This window comes from Peribacillus deserti, from assembly GCF_002863585.1.
In the GTDB taxonomy this organism is placed as follows: Bacteria; Bacillota; Bacilli; order Bacillales; family DSM-1321; genus Paraperibacillus; species Paraperibacillus deserti_A.
In genome coordinates this window covers 31,154-53,477 of record NZ_PGUY01000033.1, presented here as the reverse complement: position 1 = coordinate 53,477, position 22,324 = coordinate 31,154, and the positions used below count along the sequence as shown (strand labels likewise).

Genomic DNA, 22,324 nt, shown 5'->3' with positions numbered 1-22,324 from the left:
CAAATTCTACCGGGATTATTTAAGTTAACCTGCGGTGAGAGTATCTAAGATCAAGTCAATGGAAGGGAAAATTTTATTCGAAGCCGAAAGCTGCTATCCTTTCAAGCTCCTGGTTATTTATTATTCGAATGGACCCTTTTCGAAGATCAACAATCCCACTATTACGCCATACGTTTAACAGCCTTGTTACCATGACTCTTGAAGTGCCCATTAAAGCTGAAAGCTCCTGGTGAGTAATAGATAACGAACGTGTACCTATAGGTTTCCGATTAAGGATTTCAATCAGGATACGGGCAAGGCGGACTTCCGAGTGGTCAAACGTTACACTCATCATCTGGTTACTCAACATCCAGACTTTATGAGCAAGAGATTGCATCAACTTCAATACGAAATCAGGATGGGTATGGTTGATTTTATCAATAGTTGCCCATGTAAAAGCACTTACATGTGTTGGTTCCACCGCTTCACCTGTGTACCAATGATTACATTGCTGGAAAAAAGGTACTTCCGCAAAAAACTGGCCGGTGTCTGCGAAGGCAATTACTTTTTCGGTGCCATCCGATCGAACAATAGTTCCTCTTACATGGCCGTTGTGAACAAAAAAGAACTGCTGTGCTTGGTCACCCTGCCGATTGATAATGGTTCCCCGCGGGAAAAACATGGGTACCGCCAGTTCCATGATCTCTGCGGACAGCGGACCGAATTGCCGTGGATGAAATGCTACATCAATAACATGCTGGATGTCCATAACTCCGCTCCTTTTAGTCCCGTATGCTAACTCGTTTAGATTCCCTGTCATTTTGAACCTCCACAAATAACATTTTTTTATCAGGCAAATCTTTAGTATCGGAAATAATCCTGCAGGGTCCTTTGACATCTTGAACAATGTCGATTGACAAGCTCTGAAATGGAAACAGAGAGGGTTTTGCTCATAAGATGCCGGAATGAATTTGGAGTCGTACCTGCCAGCAACCAATAAGCAGTGTTACATTTACCATCGATTCAGGGAGTTGGAGTAGCTATTAATCATTAAATCTTCCACCTAACACCTCCGTTTACCTGCAACTTATGTACTATAATTCATATTTTTTTGAATATCTCCTTCATTTAGCCGTTTTTTCACTGGTAGTAGACACTGGTGGAACAGTTTTGAACAAAAAACACGACGGTGAAAATAGTTTCATCGCCTTGAGTTTTCTATTCATAAATAGACGCCTTTCGCGGAAACATATCCAGAGCACGTTTATGCCCTGGTAACACTTTCTCCATTATAAAAGAACGTTGAAAAATTAACGTTCTGAAGGGATAAAATTTGTTTCTCTTAACTAAGCCAGCACAAGCTCTACTGCTTTATGAATGGAATACCGATACGTCTCAATAGTTAATTCAGGATTACTGGGTCCTTTATAGGGTGAATCAATTCCAGTAAAGTCGCGGATTTCTCCCCTCCGCGCTTTCCGGTACAATCCTTTCGGATCTTTTTTTTCACAAATGGTGATCGGACAGTCTACAAAAATTTTGATAAACTCACCCTCTCTGAATAAATTTCTTGCCTGTTCCCGGTCATCACGAAACGGTGAGATAAACGCGGTACTGACTATTTGACCGCTATCCGCAAATAGTTTGGCCACTTCACCAATCCGCCTTATTTTTTCAATTCGATCCTCGATTCCAAAGCCCAGACCCTTATTTAGCCCGTGACGGATATTGTCACCGTCCAGCACATAGCTTCTTACTCCTAATTCATACAATCTGGCATCCATTGCATTCGCGAGAGTTGATTTTCCAGAGCCGGACAGGCCTGTAAACCAGAGTACTCCACTTTTATGTCTATTTAATTGGTTCCTTTCTTCTCTGGTTATCGCAGATCGATGCCATACAATGTGATTATCCATGATAGCCTGCACCCCTAAGATTTATTGTTTGCTTCATCGCTTCTAAAAGAACAACTAATACCTCAGGTAAGCCTGAGGTATCCAATGATTGATTAGATAGTACAGTAGGGATATTAAGAATGTCTACTGTAGTAAGAATTGACTTCTGTTAACCTGTCAAAAGAGGTCTGAATTAGGATGGTAATTCATACTTAAAAAAAGATTAAAACCATACTATATCAACAAAAAGATGCAGTCCAATTCAGTTGCGGATTGGACTGCTGATTTGCATGATAATTAGGTTTTTGTACTCGAAAACCGAACCCGTTACTTCCAGGTCCACCGTTTTTATATCTTATTTATTACTTTTTTTATAAGGGCTCCCACCCATAGTTTATATCCTTAATTTTCTTTCCCCAACCTGTTTAAGTCCAGCCCTGATCATCAAGAAAACAACGATCCATGAAGCGGCCATCAAAAATACATGTCCAAAAGGGAACATCCCTGGTATGGGCGTGTCCCATAAAGCGTGCATGATAACCACTAATATAAAGATCCGTAAAAATTTAAATTTAAACAGCATGTTATAGGTAAACGGCTGGTCTCCTTTTACCTTGCAGATTGCTGCGCCAGTTAGCGCCGCCCAGGCAATATGGCCGCCCGGAGAAAATAGTCCGCGCCAGAGGATTGTGATGTAGAAAGCTGCTCCATGCTCGGTTAACAATGCCCTGAGAGCATACCCTGCTGTTTCAAAAGCGGCAAAACCCGCTCCGACTGCAGCACCAACAAGAAGGCCATTTAGGATGTATTTGTATTTTTTGTCCGTCACAAAGATCATGACGATTATAGCTTTGGCAAGCTCCTCCGCAATTCCAATGGTAAACGGATTGATATGGTTTCTTAGTATATCGTAGAACACCAGTGAGGCGATCATCGAAAGAATCCCGCCGATTAATACAATGTACATAACCCGGTAAATGGCAATGTTTTGAGGTGCATTCATCTCCCAAAAAAAGATCAGCGTTGCAATCGGAACAGCAAACGCACCCACAATAATAAGGCCGGGTATAAAGTTTGCGTTATTAAAAATACTTACGCCTATGTAAAAACCTGCGAAAGCAATAAGCGCAATGACAAACACTCTTGCAAAAAGCCAGGGTTTTGGCCAGGTGTCTTTTACCTCCGAAAGCTGGGGTGTCGTAAGCGCAGTTCCTACGATAAATAAGCGTTCCGCTTCCAGTTCACTATGCTTACGGAAAACCCGGGAAAAAACATTTTGAAATTTCGGCTCAACCGATCTCTCGAATCTTGGGACCATATCCACATAATGGGCAAATTCATAAAAATAGCTGTTGTCATCCTCCTGCTTTCCCGTTTTGAAGAACTTTTCACCGCATTTTAAGCAGAACTTCACTGCTTCAGGATTGGAATAATCACATTGCGAGCATTTCAAAACGCCGCCCTCCCCCTTGATTTTTAAATGCTGCTAGTTTATTGCAAGTAGATACTAAGCAAAGTAACTCGTCCAACACAAAAAATAGTTGGATCTCAAATGGCTTGCCCATAAAAAAGGAAGGTATGTAAGGCATCTATACTAAGGGGTATCCCAGCCGGAAGGCTTCTCTTAGGCCATTCCCCAAACCATGCACATCAAGGTATCGAATATCGTAAGTAATACAATAAAAACCGCGTAATATATAGTGGCAAAACCAGATTTGCTGTCTTCTATCTCCCGTGCATGCATAAACAGTTGATCAAGTGGTTTTCATGTATGTACTCTTGCTTCTCATTTTTCATTGAATTTCCTTCCTAATTTGACCTAAAAAAGTAAAATTATGTGTATTTCCCTTTCGGTGTGACCTTATTTATTTGTGTGGATTTAAAAACGGTCGGCTGATTTTCTTCTATATAGAAAGAAATGAGCCAACCACTAATAAACGGATAATCTCCCTGAAGTCTTTGTAAAATCAAAAAAGCTACCTATTAAAGGCAGCTGTGTACTAAATGATAATTTAAACGATCATTACCCCTGTACTGAAAAAAACAAGTTGGATATTGAACCAGCATGCAGTCTAGTTCATCCATACGAATTACGGTTTACCCTCACACTTCTCTACATACCTATAATAGTTATCCTTCATTAAGCATAGATAACCCAGCATAACGGAACACTTCAAGGTCAACCGTTTGAGCTCTATGTGCTAATAACCCTATTTACTCTTTATCCCCTTCTCTTTGGACTCCTTTTTTCAATGAAACCTTCACTACATCATCCAAAAATTTGGTTGTCGTATATCCCATAATCTGCAGCTGTTTTGGAATCACTTTTTGACTAGAGTCTTCATTTACTACCTTTAAGCTTTGAACGGTAACCAAATAACGCATGTCCTCAGTTGAATAAGAGAAAAAAGGAGTTTTGGCAGGATCATATTCTTTCCCGTTCTTGTTCAGGGCAACTCCTTGCATATCATCCAGCTCCAGTGAAAGCATGGCATTTTTATCTTCACCCACAACATGGAAATCAAGCGAATCATACTCTCGATGCTTAATTTCATGATCGCTGATGACCATATTGGCAGGATTTCCAGCTTCCAGCTTGTCGATAGAGATGGTACTGCCTGCATATTCAAAGGTTTGAGGATATTCTTCAGCACCACTCAGCTGGATGGTTTTTTGGTCATTCACACCTAAAGTAACAGATCCGAATCGAACATTAGCCTCTTTGGGCTTTTCTCCTGGAAGAGGGTCGAAATGAGCTTGAAAAGTATAGTCAAATGGAGATGAATCCATAAAGGAACTCCCATATATATCAGGTTTTGCTTTCTTATTATTCACTTCCAGAGAGTCGAAGGTAACTCGATGTATCTGCCTGGCTTGGTTATTGACAATGTGATATTGCAGAATAGTGGTTGTTGGTGAAAGTATCAATTTATCCATTTGAAGCGTGATTCCTTCGAGTTTTGTTTTTTCATTCAGTGCATATTCCGTCGAAGGCTGTTTGGTTACAGGAATAGCAAGGTTCCACTTCCCTGTCTTTTCATTCATTTCCTCATCAACACTATTATTTATCTGACTAGAGGGATCACGATATAATTTCATAAGTTTTGTGATCTTCAGGTTGATGGTACCATGATCCTTAGAAAGCGGCGGCAGACTAAGCTTTCCTTCATACACGTTCTTTTCTTGATTATTAAGGTCCGATTCAAGGTCAGGAGGATAATATCTAGGATTGTCTTCATTCTTCATGATTTTATAACCGTTCTCCACCAAAACTCCATCATCATAGGTTAGCGCATATTGGTTGTCTTCTTTCATATCTTCAATTTCATAATAAACAAGCGTCTGCACATTATCTGCAATGGCACCCTTGATCTTTATTCTTACCCCATTGCTTTGTGTTTCCAGATCCAGGCTTTCACCGATGCCATGTTGAAGAGAGGCACGTAATTGTGGGTTTTCTTCTGTCCATCGATAGTATAGGTAGGTAAACCCCCCTGTAAAATAACCAGTTCCTATTAATAAGGCGAATACACTTGCGATAATCAGCCCCACTTTTGTACGCTGCTCATTTTTCTGCTGCTTCCGCGTTTCCTTTTCAGCAAGCTTTTTCCTAATCTTCTCCATGAGCCCAGCAGGCACATGTATAGATTCCATCCGCTCCAAAAGATCTAACATGACTTCTTGGAAGGTTCCCAAATCCTCCTGGCAGCTGGGACAATGATATATATGCCTTTCGAATTCAATCTTTTGCGGCCGGTCCATGGTCCGTTCAAGATAATCCATGTAATCCTTTTGATACTCCTTGCAGCCATTAAAGCCCGGACCGTACCCCATTTCTTTTCTAAGCGACCGTATGCCGGAAAACGTAAGTCCTTTCATTTGTTCCGCTGACACCTGAAGAATCTGAGCCGCTTTCTCTCTGGGAATTCCTATTAGGACCAGCGCTTCCATCTCGGACTCTTCCAACCGATTTAGAGCCTTAAAGAAAACATCAAGTTCACTTTCCTCTGAATCTTGAGGACTTTTAATCTTAGAAAGTTTACGGCAGGTATGTATGAGAATGGAGGTTACCCATGTTTCGAATGATCCATCATTTTTGAACCGAGGCAGCTCCTTTTGAACATTTAATATAGTCTGGTAAAAAAGCTCTTCCAATTGCAGAGTATTCCCAAGATAGCACCAGCCTAGTACATAAAACGGCTGTTTATGCAGATCAAACCAATCTACAATAGAATCCAAGCCTTTTTGTCTTATGGCAGAAACGAAAATGGAATCTATTTTTGCCGGAATCATAAGATGTGTTTCCCCCTTTATTCTCTTTTTATCTTTTGTATAAGATGTTATATTGCTCACATTAAATCTTTTATTTAATTCCACTGGCTATTATTAAACCGTATTGATTATGTTAACAAACATAGAGAATCATACAATTATAACATTTTTATCCAAATAAAAATCCCATAATATGAATTGCCTTATATCTCAGTGATCAATCTACTTCGTGGCAGCTTCACTAACACTAATTTATGAAAATAACTTTCACTAAGTTGAAAACTGGGATTGTTTGACTTCAGACTTTAGCAGGCCTTAGCAGCACTTAATGATTATTGATACAAACACGAAAAAGCCACGGTTAATTACCGAGGCCTTCTTTATGAAATGAGCATCCTTTCGATGTGAATCTAGTTATAACTAGAAAACTAAATTGAGAGAAAGAGAATTTCCCTAAAACTCTCAGTCTATACTAATTTCAATTTCTTATTGTTCAACCGCTCTTTTAATTGTCCTATCGTTAAATACTTGCCATTTTCTTTACGTTGCAGCATGGCGTGACAATTTGGACAAACCGGGATTAAATCGTTTATTGGATCTACAGCATATCCCTGTTGGATTTCATGCAGTGGTATAATGTGATGGACATGGATAAAATCTTTCCCTACTGCTCCGTATGTATTCTCAAAATTTAAATTACAAATTTGGCATTCAGCCCCAAAGTGCTCCATACATTGCTTGCGTGCAAGAGGATTTCGTTCATAGATATTGACCATTACGGTTTTCCGCATACCTTCTTCTAAAATTTTAGGAACTTCTTCAGGATAATATCCTGATGTACGTTTTCTTTTACACATTCACGGATAGTTATATGAAACTTTCCGCCCTGGTCGCAAATCATTCGGAACCTATCCATTTCACTTTTTAGACACATTTGTTTTTGTAAATAAAAAAGCTGGTACATCGCTGGCACCAGTATTGTTAATCGTCAATTCTATATTCTTCAAGATATTCTTCAGGGGTGTAAATTTTTAAAATAGATGAAGATGGAACTACCTCATCAAAACGTAAGTAACCAAAAATTTGTTTCATCTGCTGATAGGATAGATAAAATCTTAATAAATCAAAAGATTGATTAAGTATCCAATACCTTTTTAACATATTCAATTTATCCGAACCCGAGTATTGAAATTCTTGTTCACTTATTTTATACCTCCCTTGAGAAAAGGTATCGTCAGCAAAGTTAGCCAGGGGTACCCTAAACTTAACAACACTGCACTTAATGTTCATTTCCCCCCAGTTATCCAGAATTTCTTCTGAATCTAATAATTCTGCAATGTTTTCTAAGAATTCAGGCATCATATCAACACCATATTCTAGTGCATTATTGCAAGACAAGAAAGAATTAACTTGGTAATCCTTATAAAGTTTATAATAAATTCTTTTAATAGCGTCACAATTATCATTTTCAGAAAGTGAGTAAGAATGACCATTAAATTGAATTTCTTTATTATTAACGTTTACTGTAATCCCTTGGCTTCTTAGATATTTTCCAAGGGTTGTTTCAGATGTTAATACTTTTTGCAAATTGACAATACCATTGGTCCTGATATCAGCACACTCATCATCGTTAGTTGTAACATGAAGTGATATCAAAGAAATATCACAATCAAGCAGCCGTTCATCTTCAATTCGAAAGTCTTCAAGAAATTGAGTTAAATCAAAGTTGTTTCTTACTCTCTCAAGATAATTTAAAATGTCTGTTTTGCTTAGTTCCAAATGCTTACTCAATGAATCTAGTATACCTGAAACAGACGTAAGATCATAAACTATACTTTCTCTCACAATAGTTCCCCCTTTGTTTTTGATATAAATATAATACCACCATTTTTCACTATTTTTCAGAAAAATAGAAGCAAGATTAACATATCCCATGAGTAGAAACAGTACTAGGTACTAAAGAATAAGAGACCTTTAATCGCCTGAATTCCCCTTGACATTTCAACCCCCAGCTTAAAAGTTTTTAACAACCTTCTCATTCCAAATCTTTTTCTTTCACTTATGACCGTATATATTACTATGTCTGCTTATACAGTGACTGCTGTTATAGGTGTGTATGTATATTTATCCCGTTAAATTGTTAGTTACTTATATAAACGACAAGAATCTTCATTTGTAACAAAAAAGGTTAAAACATAAAAAATTTTTGAAAGGCGGTTGTTTCATTGCAAAACAACATTAGTAAAAGGACTCTCACGTGAAAAAATTGTGCAACAAATATACAATCAGAAACTTGAAACTATCAGATATGCCAAAATCAAAATAAAATTATTCAACTTGAATACCAGTATATTGATTACTACTTCAACAAGAAGTTTTCACTGGATGACTTATTCAAACCAAGTGGTATTGATTAAGGCACACCGGATATTATCAATATAACAATTTATTTTTACATGCTGATAATATTGAGAAAATTACACTGGATATAATTTGTTCAGAATTGAATCTTAAGCACCGACAACAAGCCAAAAGATTACTAGATAGTATCAGGATCAAATTAAAGGATTATATGTTCGATAAACTGTTAATGTTTAGCTATTGAAAATGGTTATAACGCCTAATCCCATAATGTTCATTTATTTGAATAGCAGCTGAAGGTTATGTTATTCAAATTTCTATTTAACATACTTTACCTGCAACTATTTTTTAGCAAATAAAATAACTGATACCCATGTATCAGCCTTAGTGGGTTATCAGTTGTTTTGCCTTTTCAATTCCTTCATTTGAAACCTTTTTGAAGCAGATGCTGCAATATCGTTTAATACTTCTTGTTCCAATCCATTTTTGAATATACTAATCGCACAGTTCACTCGTGTTAATTGTGCTTGGAATGAACTTGCTTCAGCATTTTTATTAAATAAATGCTGGGCATTTTCTTTCTTTTCATCGGTAGTCAAACTGCTTAATCTCTTAAGAATAACATTCTTTAACCTTCGTAGTTGTCTACGAAACTAGTTTTCCTCACACTATTCTGCAATCGCTCGCAAAATGGAAAACATTGAAAATTAAAATTTAGGTCTTATTATTCTTACTTACTTTTAATTCTTTGTATTGGTCAATCATCCAAAGATCTTCACCAATCCAACTGTAAACCTGATTTACTGTAAGCCCATTTATACCTTGAACTCTTCCAAATTTCAGCATAGATACAGATTGCACTAAAAGAATGTTTAATCATCAACGGTATTAAAATACTTCGATAAATTCAATAACTCTTCAGATAAATCTATAATAGCAGTTAAAGATTCCTTCTTCTTCTTTATTCTTAATGATTCTATATTACCTTCACTTAAATGATTATATTCATTTGGAAAATAATAGACTTTCATACTATAAATAAAACGATTTAAAGCCTTTTGAACTTGTGCAAAAGAATATCGTATTTCCATGGGTAATACCAAACCATTCATTTTAATGAATTCTTGAATTGAACTATTAAAAAATTTTCTTAAAGCATCTAGGCTTTCCTTAAGTTCCACTTGAGATAATTCATTATTTTTCGGGAACTTTAATAGTAATCTGCTTTTACTCTTTAATTCATTCTTATATTTATTATGCGTTTCTAACGTCGATTGATACTCAGTTGACCCTTGATCCATGAGAGATAAAAATATAGCATATTTCGCTTCTTCCTTTGCTAATAAATCGATTTCCCCTAATACAACCCAAATATCATTGTTATATTTCTCTATTTTTGGAATCATATCAATGTAAGTATCCCATAAGCTACTTCCAGAAGTTACATCCCATATCCTAAAGCTTCTATTAAAACTAGAGTAGTCTATAAACCCTTCAATATCTTTCACTACTAAACTAAGATCTTGATAAACTGTTCTGTCATCCTTCTGGAATGATAAATAGATATCATCTCTTTTTACTATTACAAGAATGTTTCTGCAAAGCATGCTAATTAACTTATTATACTGTTGTCCAAATACTGAATGCATAATCTTTAATTGACTTCTTTTATTGTTGCGTGTGAACAAACCAGCAATAAAGAAAGAAGTAAATACAATACCAATCATATCAGCCATTATATTAGGCAACATGGTATTAATCCAAAACTCACTATCAACAATACTACTAGCATTCTTACTAGCTATTTGAATTTCAAAGGCTGCTACAAAAATTCCAATTACTATTATTAGAACTATTATATTTACAATATTGTCTGAAAAAAAAGATAAACTCAGCTTTAATTTTCTTTTAAGGTTTCTCGCATATTTTCGAAGAACACTTGAATATCTTGATTCCAATTTGTTTCTTTTCCCCTTCAGTTATAAAATCATCTTTTTTCAAAGAATTATTTACTACTTAACCCTAGTTTACCTTTTTCTTTTTGAAATTCATATGTGTGGAATAAAAAACTAGCAACACATTTAGCAGCATTAACGGCTAGACCGCATGATGGAATTGTGGGTTTACTGTTTTAGAATGACTATCGCTACTTTGGTTTCTAACTTCAGATAGGCCTTGAATAACCTTACTAAGACCTGAAGTTATCTCTTTTAATGATTTTTCAAACTTGGTATTACTGGAATCTAAATTCAAATGTTTCGATAGTAAGTTAAACAGTTTAGGTAAGGAAAGATTCTCGTCAGTCACCTTTTCCCCTAAGATAGTTAAATTTTCTTTACAGACCCCTTCAACAACAGTCCTGGCCGATGTTATAGCACCAGCATAATCCTTATCACCTATTCTCTTATCACAGTTACTTAAATCCCTGACTATATTTCGATACGTTAAATCAGGCGGTACATTGCTTTGAATTTGTACAATTTCAATTTCATAAAGATTATCTTTTAAATAATTGCTAAACTCATTGAAGACTGAAGAAATATCTTGCAAACAACTTTATATAGCCTTCTTCATTCTCAAAATATATATCCATAATAAACTCTTCGACAGTTCTATTTCTTTTGTATGTATCTCGAAGGTCTAATCCTTTTTGTTTTGCCAAGTTTCTCAATATAAATATAGATTGCCTAAATTCATCATCAGAAACAAACTTATTAAAATCAAATGAACCAACCTTTTTCCTTTGGTTGTAATAACTTTCAAAAGTATTTCTTAAATTAGACTTAACTGTATCAAGAAACTCAACAGCATTATTCATCTATAACCACCACCAAATCATGAATAATACAATTATAGCAATAAATTCCTTTTAATAATTAAGTTTAATATATGAAAACATCAAAAAAAAATATAACCTTAAAGACTATACCTTTATGGTGTTTTGAAATAGGGGGTATTCCGTTTCTACAGTTTTATCCATTGCCGAATTTCTTTAAGACCTTTATATGTTCTAGCAAACGTATTGTTTTGTTCTAAATAGTCAATTCCTTTCATAGTTACTTTTGCTGAAGATATAGATATAAAATAGACTTCATTATCTGCAAATAGCACTGATATATTTTTTGCATATCCTTCATCTCTAATTAACAATATTATTTCAACCCATTGTTCGAAATTTATTTCGTAATCAGATTGTTTTGGTTCATTACCCTGATCTATCTCTTTAAGGATGCTATAAATTAACTTTTTTCGATTCATATCATTAATTCCCCTTTCTTTATATAAGGATTTCGACAAAAAGGGATAATACACCTTCAATAAAAGAAATCCACTGCAAAATAATTACAGTGGCAAATCTTATATAGTAATTGGCAATTTATAGATGGAAATGGTTTAACTGATGAAGAAGTAAAGATATATAATTTTAAAAATACTTTCAAATTCATTCTTTTTCTTTAAATGCCAAGCTCGTCAATTGCAGCATTGTTTCTCCTTAGAAAAATACGGGAAACATCTTCTTATAAGGAGATGGTTCGATGCCTGATAAATTCTCTAAGGAGACACGGAGCAGAATCATGGGCTCAATAAGGGCTCGTTCAAAATTGGAGGACAGGGTGAGTAGGGCGTTATGGAAGAAGGGGTTCCGTTTCAGGAAGAATGACAGGACCCTTTACGGCACGCCTGATATCAGCATAAAAAAGTACAGGATCGTGATTTTCATCGACTCCTGTTATTGGCACGCATGTCTCGAACATTTCAAGATGCCAAAGAGCAACACAGAATTTTGGGAGAACAAGATTGAACGGAACAGAGCGAGGGACAGCCGTGTGACAAGGCATTACGAGGAGAAGGGCTGGAACATCATCCGGATATGGGAACATGATTTGCAGAGGGGTAATTTTGACGGCACCATCGACATGTTGGCAGGTTTCATCCAAGAGGCTAAACGTACCCGTCAAAATTTGTGAATCCTGAATGAACATTTGGGGAAATTTAACTACTCATATCTTCGTTGGTGAATCTTTGACAAGAATGAGATGCTTTATGTCAAAGGATAAGATTTAGCCGCAATGTATGGTTTGTTCTATCCTTGCTCCTCTTCTTTTTCGGTCAAAAATATAAACTCACTTTTATGGACATTTATAGCGGGAAACTAAAAAACAGAACTCTTTTACTGACTCATTATTTGTATTCTGGATTGTTCGTAAACTACATTGTGACGCTTTGGAACAACACTTGGATAGATATTTCTCCTAAGGGGCAACTCTTCCAACGCAAATCACTCATTTAGATTACGTTTATACTCAAAAACCCAAGCTATGGTACGGGATAGCATATATTAATCTCTGAAATTAATCTGTTTGATTACAAAAAGGACTCAACTATGAGTCCTTTTGCTAGGTATACTTGTGTATGAATTATTTTAAAATCAAACATTATTAACTTGAACTTCTACTGCATTGTACTCGCGTACAATTTCTCCTAACTCAATTCCTATACGTTCAACGATTCCGGTAACTAAGGCATTCCCCATAAAGAACAAACGCATACGGTCTGAAACTTCATGGACATTTCCGAGACTATCCTTTTTGAATTTTGTCCAGTCTGGTGGGAAATCTTGCAATAATTCAGCTTCAATCGGTGTAAGCAGTCGGTATTTTCCATCGACTTTAAGCAAATGTGTTGAACGGTTTACAGAACCTTCACTTGTAAGCATTGTGCGTCCCGGCAAGTCGAGAGAATCATACGGACTCATCCCACCTTCACTAAAGATGTATTTATGACCGTTATCAGCTACTCGCTCAATTTTTTTAGGACCACGTAAGTATTCAAACTTTTTTAGCTTAGGATTGTCAGCGTCAAACTGGTAATTTGCGATATATTGGTTGTACTCTTCTTCACCATGTTCACGTAGATAATATTCTTTCGCTTCCTGAACAATTTCACCCAAGGTCTTTGGTGCTTCCATAACTGGTTTCGTATCAATCGTGAAGTATTGACCGTAACGCATAATACCAGTATTCCAAATAGTACCTGTAAAATTGTCAGAAATGTCTACGATATACTCTTCATTGAGGATGCCTTTATCAGACAATGTATCTGAGTAGTGACGTTTCTTATATGCCTCTTGTTCAATTGGAAATTGACGAGCGAACAATCCATCTTGAAAGATATAGTTATCGAAAGTTGCTTCATCAGATGTCATGATATTTTTCTCATTCTCAGGCTTTCCAAACTTCTCATCCATCGCCATGGCAAATGGTGTGTCATTTCGATACACAAAAAAGAACACACGGCGGCGACGTTGAGCACGCCCATAATCTGCAGCGTTAATCACACGCCATTCAACAGAGTAACCAAGTTGAGCAAATGCACCAAGCATAATTGCAAAGTCTCGTCCCCGTTGTGAAGATGGTGATTTTAATAAACGGTCAACGTTCTCTAAAATCAAATATTCAGGTTTGATATGATTAACCGCACGAATGATTTCCCAAAAGAGAACACCTTTCTTTCCTTCGATACCCATTTCATGTTTTTTAGAACGAGCAACAGAATAGTCTTGACAAGGGAACCCTCCAACTATCATGTTTACACCTTGAGCTTTCATTTCCTCAAAATATTTATTTGAGACCTGCATGATATCATCATTGCTGTGTTGAACATGCGGATAATTATAGACACCTACTTCAAAGGCATCTTGTGATTTACGAGATGGTTCAAATTGATTAGTGTATATTGTTTCAAAGAACGGTTCTTGGAGTGTTAAGTTGGCGTTATCAAGACCCACTACGAAGCCTCCAACCCCGTCAAACATTGAAAATACTTTATACTTAGACATTCACTTTTTCCTCAACTTTCTCAAAGATTTCGTTGTAATCGGTAATTTCCAAACAGTCCATTACCTTCTCAAGTTGTTCTAAGTTCACTGTAGAACGGATGCCTCGAACCATATCACTAATAGAACTTTCACGGAGCCCACTAGCTTTTGCTAAGTCCTTTTGACGCATTTCTCTTTCCTTGAGAATTTCATTCAAGCGTAGTTTAATCATACATTTTACTCCCTTCGATAATACGGGATATTGTATCGATGGATTATTATAACCTATACAGACAAAAATTTGAAGGTAATTTATAATAACGTTGAATAGAAGATTAATATTATCGATTAGGGAGATTGTGATGGTTAGAGAATATAAAACAATTCGAGAAATAAAAGAACGTGGTGAAGCTGCTGTTGGTAAAATGATAAAGGAGCTTGTCACACAGGAGAATGTCGATAAGTGGTTTGCTAACCCAAGAAATAAAGGTTGGCTTGGGAATGCAGTTGAAAAAGATTGGTTCGGACTAGCGAATAACAGTCGACCTGAGGCAGATTTCAATAAGCTAGGTGTAGAACTCAAATGTGCTGGGCTTAAATTTTTCAAAAAAGAAAATTCTTGGGGTGCCAAAGAAAGACTAGTTCTTAACATTTTTGATTTTAATGAAGAATATAAGAGGGATTTTCAGAATTCCTCCTTTTTAAAAAAGTCAGTTCTTGTAGAACTCATGTTATATAAATATAATCCAGTTATTTATTATCAATTCGATGGAAAGGAATACCCAATCTATCCAGATTTCTTAATGACCCACTCTATTCTTTTTAATTTGAAGGATTTACCTGACGATGATTGGGCAATCATTGAAAATGATTGGAACATTATAATGGATATGATTCGTCAAGGGAGGGCTGAGGACATTTCCGAAGGTATGACACAATACCTTGGAGCAGTGACAAAAGGAAGTAAAACTGCAGAGAATCAAACAACCCAACCGTTTAGTGATAAGAAAGCACATAGACGAGCTTTTTCTTTAAGACCGACGTACATGAAGGAAATTACTAAGCGAATTGTAAAGGGCGAATTAAAAAGTTCACTTACTTATGTTTCTTATCGAAATGACTATCCTGAATTACATAAAAAAATCGACGCTAAGCAAATTGGTACTCAAGAGCATATTATAAAAGATTTATCCGAGTTAAAACACAAACCGTTTGAACAAATCATTCTCAATCAGTTTAAACCGTTCTACAATATGAATAAAGAAGTCTTAGCAGAAAAGTTTGGTGTTAGAATCAAAAAAAAGAATGACAAAGCAAGTTCACGGCTAATTGCGCAGAAGATGTTTAATTTAAAAGGTGATTTAGAAGAAACAGATGAGTTTAAGAAGGCTGGAATTGCTGTAAAAACAATTACTGTAAATTCTAATCAGAGAAATAAAGCATCCGAAAACAGACTCACAACAGAAGGATTTAAACTTGAATCGGATGTTAGCTTCATTAATGATATTAGTAAACTTGATTGGGAAGATACTAGAGTGTATGACTATCTTTCCACAACAAAATTCCTATTAGTTGTTTACGAGGAAACACCAGAAGGAGAGATATTTAGGGGTGCAAAATTTTGGTATATGCCAGAAAACGAACTCATGGGAACTGTCAAAGAAACATGGGAAATAATTAAACAAACTCTCATTAATGGTGTCGAGTTAACGTTTAAACTTGCCTCCAATAAGAAAGGTTACATAATAGAGAACAATCTGCCGAGCCAAGTGAGTGGTCCTCAAATTCTACACATTCGACCTTCAGCTAAAGAGTCGGATTATTTTGAAAGTAAAAATTCAGACCGGCTACCCTCTCCTGCAAATTGGAATTATAGACCTGAGGATATGAAGGATATTTTGACAGATAATTATATGGTTAAGCAAGCCCTCTGGTTAAATAAAAATTATATGTACCAACAAGTAAAAGAATTTTTCGAATGAGATTACATGGCTTGTACTAGAACACTGATTTCAGAAACCAATTAAGAGTCCAAAAGCTTTGACTTATTCATTAAAATTGCTATTGTTATCATTTCCGGTATTCTCACCCATTGGCTAATTAAGAAGTTTTTAAAATGAAATTTAAATACAGGTGCCATGGTCTGATAAAGACCGTCAAAATTCTAATTGCCGTACATGACAGCATCCAGAAAAAATAAAGCCATGAATAGTAACCTAACGGGTTCGGTTTTGAAGTACAAAATTCAAATTTATAATGCTTTTCTTAGTGTAATTTGCAGTAGAATTAGCAGACACTTTTGCAGTTAACTTAGCACGCAAATAAGCTCGGAGCCATTATGCTTCGAGCCTTTTTTATCGTATTACTTTGTGGAAGATTAGCACCCCTTAGTTCAACAAGAAGATTGGGAATCAGTTGCCTAGAACTCTCAATATGCGCTTTTTTATCCTTATTACATAACACCTACTTGTTAAAACAGCACCCAATAGCAGGGATGCTAAATGGTGAAAGCTGATTTCATTGATTATTAGTCTTTTAATAAAAAATATCCTTCAACAATTAAATTTGAGGAAGGATGGATAAACTTATTTAATTCATGAGCTGACTGTTAGGTTCCTTTATAAAATTCTATACACTTACACCTGCTAACTCACTCATTTTTTCAAGGGCTTCGTCAAATCCCTGCGGTTTAGCAATGACATCATCATTCCGGTCGTATATAACGAACTGTTTGTCGACAAAGTTCAAGCTGTAACTCATATCATTAATTCGTACGTATTTCTCATTAAATGCCCCTACCGAATCTATATAGCTGCAGTTAATGCCATTTTGTTGTAATGCAGCGTAAATTGCGTAACTGTAATATTCCTGACAATATCCGCTCGTCATTGTTGTATCAAGTAGTAAAATATCCTGTTCATCATAGAAACGAATAAGACGTCGGTTTCCACACCGCTTATCTAAAATCAGTGGATACTGGATAATGTATTGCCTCCAGTCGGTTACATCACTTTCATCAATAATATGCTGTAGATCTGTTGTAATTGTTTGTGGTTTTACCTCATCTAGAAGTTCTTTCAAGAAACTTACTTTTTCATGACGTAAAAATCGTTTCCAGCTGATATCGCGGTCAAATCCTTCAATTAAGAAACTACGGTTTTGCCCAGCCTGAATTAAGTAATCACCAAACTTGAGAAGAGCTCTGCTTAGTAAATTTATTGGTACATTCAACTTTGTCGGACCGAAAATAGCAATAGCCTTTTCATAGTATGATATGAATGATGCCTGTTTTTCTATGCGTTCGTGATTAGAACAATTTGGTAACTCATTTATATCAATAAACAGAAGCAAGAATCCAATGTCCCCTTCAAAATATCCATAGTCTTCCGCATTGTACAGCGGTTCTTTCCAGGTTCCATCATAGAGTGTTAATCGTGCTTTTAATTGTTCTTGGGTAAGTTGCGGTCCGAAAAAACCAGTTAACTTTGATGTAGAATCAGCTAGATATGCATCCAAGTTCTGTGCATGTGTTATGAGTACATCAATTGCTTGGATTGACTGCATAAAATCCTCGACACGATTATAAATCGTATTTACAGTAACATTGCGAACAAAGCGCATCCATCGACTAAACGCCGCAAAGTTGTCAGCATATAATCGAATATAAGATACAACTGCATAGAGTTGTACACGTTCGGTATAGTATAATTCATCCATCATAGCTTGTTTAATCACTTTTTTTATATCGATTACTGTCTCTTGGTTAAATAGCGTTCCACTACATAGCCCATCCAGTGTTAATTCAATATCCTTGACCCATGACCCACTATCTATGTCTATGTATACTAAATCATCAAATCGAATTATTTCACCACCATTTATAGCTGAAAATAGACAATCGCGATTTTGGTTACTACGCGCTAACTGGTTGTAAAGAAGCGCGTAGAAAAAGTGCAAAAATGATTCATCATAACTTGTCTTCTGATGCTTCCAAAAGAAGTCCGACCAAACCGTATCAGTTTTGTACAAAATTTGCTTATCATCTACATTTTGGACATTTTCTAAGTATTGTTGGAAGCGAGCTTTGAAATTTTCAAATGGTGTCAGTGGTTTCCCACGCGCATTCATTTTAATATACAGTGTATCTTCCAATTGGAATGTATCTAAATCAATAAACTGGAATGTTATCGGTGCGTTGGTTGTTAAGATTTCAAATAAATCCTCAGGCAGATTATATTCTTTTGCAAATGAATGGATCATATCAAGCATGGTCAACATCGACGAAACTGTTGGGTCATGCGCCCAACCGTAATAGAAGTTAGCTTCGTTATAAATTTGGTTTGATAAGGATGTTTCTGTTAAATCAATGTCTGTTAGTGAAACAAGTAATTTGCAAAACAGTTTACTACTTAGGCGTGTTTCGTATGAAAACCTTTGAAAAATAGCTTGATTTGCATCTAACTTACCTTCTTTTAAGGCAATGTACCAGTGAAGTAAATATAGCGTCGTTAAGCGCTGTTGCCCATCTAGTGGTGCAAATTGATTTGTTTCATTCACCGTCCCATAAATAAAATCTAATTCAATCGGATTATTTGTTTCAAGGGCATTAAAAAGCACGCGTAAAAACTCATTTCGCACATGTTGTACTTCTTTGCCTTTTCTCCCTTGTGCATAATCACGCTGAATTATTGGAATTTTAATATGGTACTGTTCGATTAGCTTCCAAAAGGAAAATACATTCGATGGTTGCATCTTAACTCACCTGACTTTCTTTTTGCTTTAATAAAACAGGTGCTAATACTTCAAGCATATTTCGCATATACGCCTCGCGGTCTTCCTGGTTCCAGTGATGAATCTGTTTAGTCTGTTTACTGTAATATTTTAAAAACACATTTTTCGTACAAATTGGAATATAGACCCCGTTTTGATCCCGTGAAATGATTTCCTCACGTTTTTTTGGAAAAATCGCATTTTTGTATGCGCGATTAGTCTTTGAATCTAGTAATGTACAGTTTGAAATATGGTTGGAATAACCTTCGCCAAAGTAATCTACTATTTGTTGCTGAATTTTTTCAAATGCTTCCACATCCATAGCTTCTTGTAAAACTTCTCGTTCATATCGCTTAAGCCGTACTTGAAGGGACGCATCTTCTACGTAAGTTAAAGCATCTCGAATAAAGGACAGCTGCTGATCCTGTTTAATAAGTACCTGACTCTGAAGAGCGTGAATATGTTCGATATCCCACTGTTCATTTTTAAAACGGTCAAAATCAAATCGTTGCTTCGCATACTGATCTTGCTGTAAAGTCAAAATATTATACAATAATAGAACGTCCTTAACCTTACCTTGTTGTCTATCATAGCTAAGTTCATGAATGTCCCAATTTCGCAAACGATTCCTGATTATGTCGTATAACGACTTCACAAATTTATCTTTTTTCATCGATTTTGCATTTTTTATAATGGCTTGAATTGGATGAGATGTAGCGAGTAAATATCCAATCAGATGATACAGCTGACGATTATCAAACCACTCGTTAAACTGGTAATATAGAGTCTGAATCTCAGCCCAAAGAGCATCCACTACATCATGTCGAGACTCACCTTGCTCTGAGCGACGCTCTATCTCATCATGAAATGCATGGAAAGTGCTATAAGAAGCACGAAAATCAATGGTTTGGGGAAAGTTTGCAGTAACGAGTTCAAATAACCATTCAATATGATTTTCGTATTTCGCTTGTGTGGATTGTAAGAAATACCAAAAATCAGGATGTTGCAAGCGAGTTTCCATCGCATCCCACTGAGTCGCTATTTCTATTTGCTTCATTTTTAAATACTCGTGCTGTGTTGTATTTTCACCTAGATTGTTCTTACTTAAAAATAAAGCTTTGATTAGTTCTGCATTCGTTAAGGGAATCTTCCCGATGTTGATACGTGTAAATAAATCAATTGCATTATATTCCGTGTCAAGCTCATACCAAAGCACCTTTAATTGGTCTGTTAAGCGTTGCCAAATGTAAAGCGGCGCATTCTTTTCGGGATGTTGCTTAAACCAATTTACAATAATTTCATATGCGTTATACATGTGGTAGAAATCAATATTTTCGTTTCGCTTTAATTCCCCATGGATTATATTTGTAATATATGTCTCACTACCAGCCCGTGTTTCATATAACATCGTATACCCTGTTCCTTGATAGAAAGGAATAATGGACTGAATATATTTCGCAATTAGAAGAACTGTAGTTAGACGCTGTTGCCCATCAATGACTTCTATTCCGTTCTCGTGTTGCTTTATGACAATCGGTTGCAACCAGTAAAAATCATCTTTCTTCGGATCCATCTGATGGAACTCCCAAATATCATCTAACAGCTCTGTAACTTGTAATGATGTCCAACGATACCCCCTTTGATAAGCAGGAATCCAAAAATGAACACTTGCCTCCATTATCTCACCGATACTCTTCGGAACTAAATTAGTCAAAAAACAATCCCCTCTCAACAGTCAATATTACTGTTATTTTAAAGTAAATAGAAATATTTGTATATTGTCTTATTTTAAAGACATATTATAAATACCATCGCAAAAACTACCTTTTTCTATTTGGTAGAAGCTTCAGAATTAAAACAGGATAAAAACTAAGAAATCTTTGTTCTCCTAGCCTTTGTTACAATTTTTGTCCACTAAAAAGACCGAAGCAAACTAAGTTACACTTCGATCTAAATGTCCTTACTAGTACGTTTAATTGAGATTGATGAAACTGTCATAATTGAGTTAATTAAACACAAGGGAAAGCAAAAACAAATAATAATGAAACATCGGGATATATATCTTAATGAAGATTTTGTTTTTACAAGCAGTGATGAGAACCTACCTGGCTACCCACTTTACATTAAAAAAATAGAAAATCGTATGAGACGCTTGTTAAGAATTGCGGGATTAAATGCTGAACTTACGCCATACTCATACCTCTCTTTTAGCTGAGGCAGGAGTAAGTCTTCCACAATTTATTGAGAGACTGGGCACAAGGATGAGGACACGACTAAAAATGTTTATTTACATGTAACAAAAGAGATGAAAAAAGAGGCTTCCCAAAAGTTCAAAGAACTCATGGAAAACCTCTAATTTACACCTTATTCAAGAAAATGTTACCCATTCGTAACCCTTTGGGTATTTCAAGACCACATAAGAGTCTAAAAACCTTGTATTTCTGGGGTTTATGGTAGCATGATTACATCATGCCGCCCATTCATCAACACAAACATTAATAGAAAATAGACTTGCAGAATCATTGGTATATTAAGGTTTTCATTCCTGATTAAAAAATATTTCAAAACATAAGAAAAAAATGCTATGAGTAAAATTATGAGCATTATTTGTGATTGTGGGTAGGGCAGCTTTCCTTACCCTTTTCTTGATGTATAAGATTATGAGTTCAGTCACATGCAAGAATCATTTTTATAATCGTCTTTAAAGGCATCAATTTTTTATGACTTGTGAAGGGCCATTTATGTGAACTTTACAGTAATCTTCTCTTGTTTTTAAACTGCTTCCATTCCCCAACAGAAATGTGAGGAGTCCATCCTTGTTCTCGAAGCATGGCCAGAGTCTCATATGTGTATTTATTACCCTTAGAAAAATAGATGAATAACCTAATTAGTCTAATCCGCCATTTATCTGGTATCTTAACCAATGCAAAGTAGCTATTCAGTATATTCTCTAGGATTATTATGTTCTTATCTAGGCAGCTTTTAAGATTCGATATCTCTCGTTCATCTAAGTAATTGTATATCTCCGGAATTTCATACGTACATACTGGCCAGCCTTCATACTCTAAACTTCTCCTTTCTTGCTGAAAGTTACATAGACGCATAAATTTCGTATATTCACTTAACATACATTGAACCCTGTTATAATTGTCATGCTTGATAGCATTGTACTTATAGTAATATACTCTAGCTCTAATAAAGTCTGCGCCCACTAATTTAGCCCATAATG

General features: G+C 35.8%; 17 protein-coding genes. 2 read left to right on the top strand and 15 right to left on the bottom strand.

Going from position 1 to position 22,324, the window contains the following annotated elements; all coding sequences use genetic code 11:
• Positions 1–73: 73 nt before the first annotated feature.
• The 11 genes from CUU66_RS11060 to CUU66_RS11010 form a co-directional block, all read right to left on the bottom strand.
• Entirely contained in the window at positions 74–799 is a 726-nt protein-coding gene (locus tag CUU66_RS11060; RefSeq protein ID WP_180955256.1) for a Crp/Fnr family transcriptional regulator, read from the bottom strand.
• 526 nt (positions 800–1,325) lie between these two features.
• Entirely contained in the window at positions 1,326–1,895 is a 570-nt protein-coding gene (gene cysC, locus CUU66_RS11055) for an adenylyl-sulfate kinase (protein ID WP_101642077.1), read from the bottom strand.
• 373 nt (positions 1,896–2,268) lie between these two features.
• Positions 2,269–3,327 carry a PrsW family intramembrane metalloprotease gene (locus CUU66_RS11050; protein WP_101642074.1) on the bottom strand — a complete coding sequence of 353 codons (1,059 nt, stop codon included), beginning with the start codon at positions 3,325–3,327 and terminating at the stop codon, positions 2,269–2,271.
• 761 nt (positions 3,328–4,088) lie between these two features.
• Positions 4,089–6,167, bottom strand: coding sequence for a DUF4179 domain-containing protein (locus tag CUU66_RS11045; protein ID WP_101642072.1), 2,079 nt, complete (start codon positions 6,165–6,167; stop codon positions 4,089–4,091).
• Positions 6,168–6,613: 446 nt separating this feature from the next.
• A complete protein-coding gene (locus CUU66_RS11040) occupies positions 6,614–6,937 on the bottom strand; it encodes an HNH endonuclease (RefSeq protein WP_257967958.1) in 324 nt (107 codons plus the stop codon).
• A gap of 190 nt (positions 6,938–7,127) precedes the next feature.
• Positions 7,128–7,991 (bottom strand): hypothetical protein, encoded by an 864-nt coding sequence (locus CUU66_RS11035; RefSeq protein WP_101642067.1) that lies wholly within the window; start codon positions 7,989–7,991, stop codon positions 7,128–7,130.
• A gap of 911 nt (positions 7,992–8,902) precedes the next feature.
• Positions 8,903–9,106, bottom strand: coding sequence for a hypothetical protein (locus tag CUU66_RS11030; protein ID WP_101642066.1), 204 nt, complete (start codon positions 9,104–9,106; stop codon positions 8,903–8,905).
• Positions 9,107–9,379: 273 nt separating this feature from the next.
• Positions 9,380–10,465, bottom strand: coding sequence for a hypothetical protein (locus CUU66_RS11025; RefSeq protein WP_101642064.1), 1,086 nt, complete (start codon positions 10,463–10,465; stop codon positions 9,380–9,382).
• Positions 10,466–10,604: 139 nt separating this feature from the next.
• Positions 10,605–11,057, bottom strand: coding sequence for an abortive infection family protein (locus CUU66_RS11020; protein WP_101642062.1), 453 nt, complete (start codon positions 11,055–11,057; stop codon positions 10,605–10,607).
• Positions 11,029–11,325, bottom strand: coding sequence for a hypothetical protein (locus tag CUU66_RS11015; protein WP_101642060.1), 297 nt, complete (start codon positions 11,323–11,325; stop codon positions 11,029–11,031). The genes CUU66_RS11020 and CUU66_RS11015 overlap by 29 nt, the downstream gene beginning before the upstream one ends.
• A 146-nt stretch (positions 11,326–11,471) precedes the next feature.
• Entirely contained in the window at positions 11,472–11,765 is a 294-nt protein-coding gene (locus CUU66_RS11010) for a YjcQ family protein (protein ID WP_101642058.1), read from the bottom strand.
• A 278-nt stretch (positions 11,766–12,043) separates the two neighbouring features.
• On the opposite strand from CUU66_RS11010, the gene CUU66_RS11005 reads away from it, so the two are divergent.
• On the top strand, positions 12,044–12,475 hold the full coding sequence (locus tag CUU66_RS11005) for a very short patch repair endonuclease (protein ID WP_101642056.1): 432 nt from the start codon (positions 12,044–12,046) through the stop codon (positions 12,473–12,475).
• A gap of 461 nt (positions 12,476–12,936) precedes the next feature.
• On the opposite strand, the gene dcm is transcribed toward CUU66_RS11005, so the two are convergent.
• Together dcm and CUU66_RS10995 are read right to left on the bottom strand one after the other, a co-directional pair.
• Positions 12,937–14,346 (bottom strand): DNA (cytosine-5-)-methyltransferase, encoded by a 1,410-nt coding sequence (gene dcm / locus CUU66_RS11000; RefSeq protein WP_101642054.1) that lies wholly within the window; start codon positions 14,344–14,346, stop codon positions 12,937–12,939.
• A complete protein-coding gene (locus CUU66_RS10995) occupies positions 14,339–14,557 on the bottom strand; it encodes a helix-turn-helix domain-containing protein (protein WP_101642052.1) in 219 nt (72 codons plus the stop codon). Before CUU66_RS10995 ends, dcm begins: the two co-directional genes overlap by 8 nt.
• Positions 14,558–14,687: 130 nt before the next feature.
• Between CUU66_RS10995 and CUU66_RS10990 the strand changes: the two genes are divergently transcribed.
• Positions 14,688–16,307, top strand: coding sequence for a MutH/Sau3AI family endonuclease (locus tag CUU66_RS10990; RefSeq protein ID WP_101642050.1), 1,620 nt, complete (start codon positions 14,688–14,690; stop codon positions 16,305–16,307).
• 646 nt (positions 16,308–16,953) lie between these two features.
• Here CUU66_RS10990 and CUU66_RS10985 read toward each other — a convergent pair.
• Entirely contained in the window at positions 16,954–19,077 is a 2,124-nt protein-coding gene (locus tag CUU66_RS10985) for a DUF262 domain-containing protein (RefSeq protein ID WP_101642048.1), read from the bottom strand.
• 1 nt (position 19,078) lies between these two features.
• A complete protein-coding gene (locus CUU66_RS10980; RefSeq protein WP_101642046.1) occupies positions 19,079–20,809 on the bottom strand; it encodes a DUF262 domain-containing protein in 1,731 nt (576 codons plus the stop codon).
• Between the last annotated feature and the right edge of the window lie 1,515 nt (positions 20,810–22,324).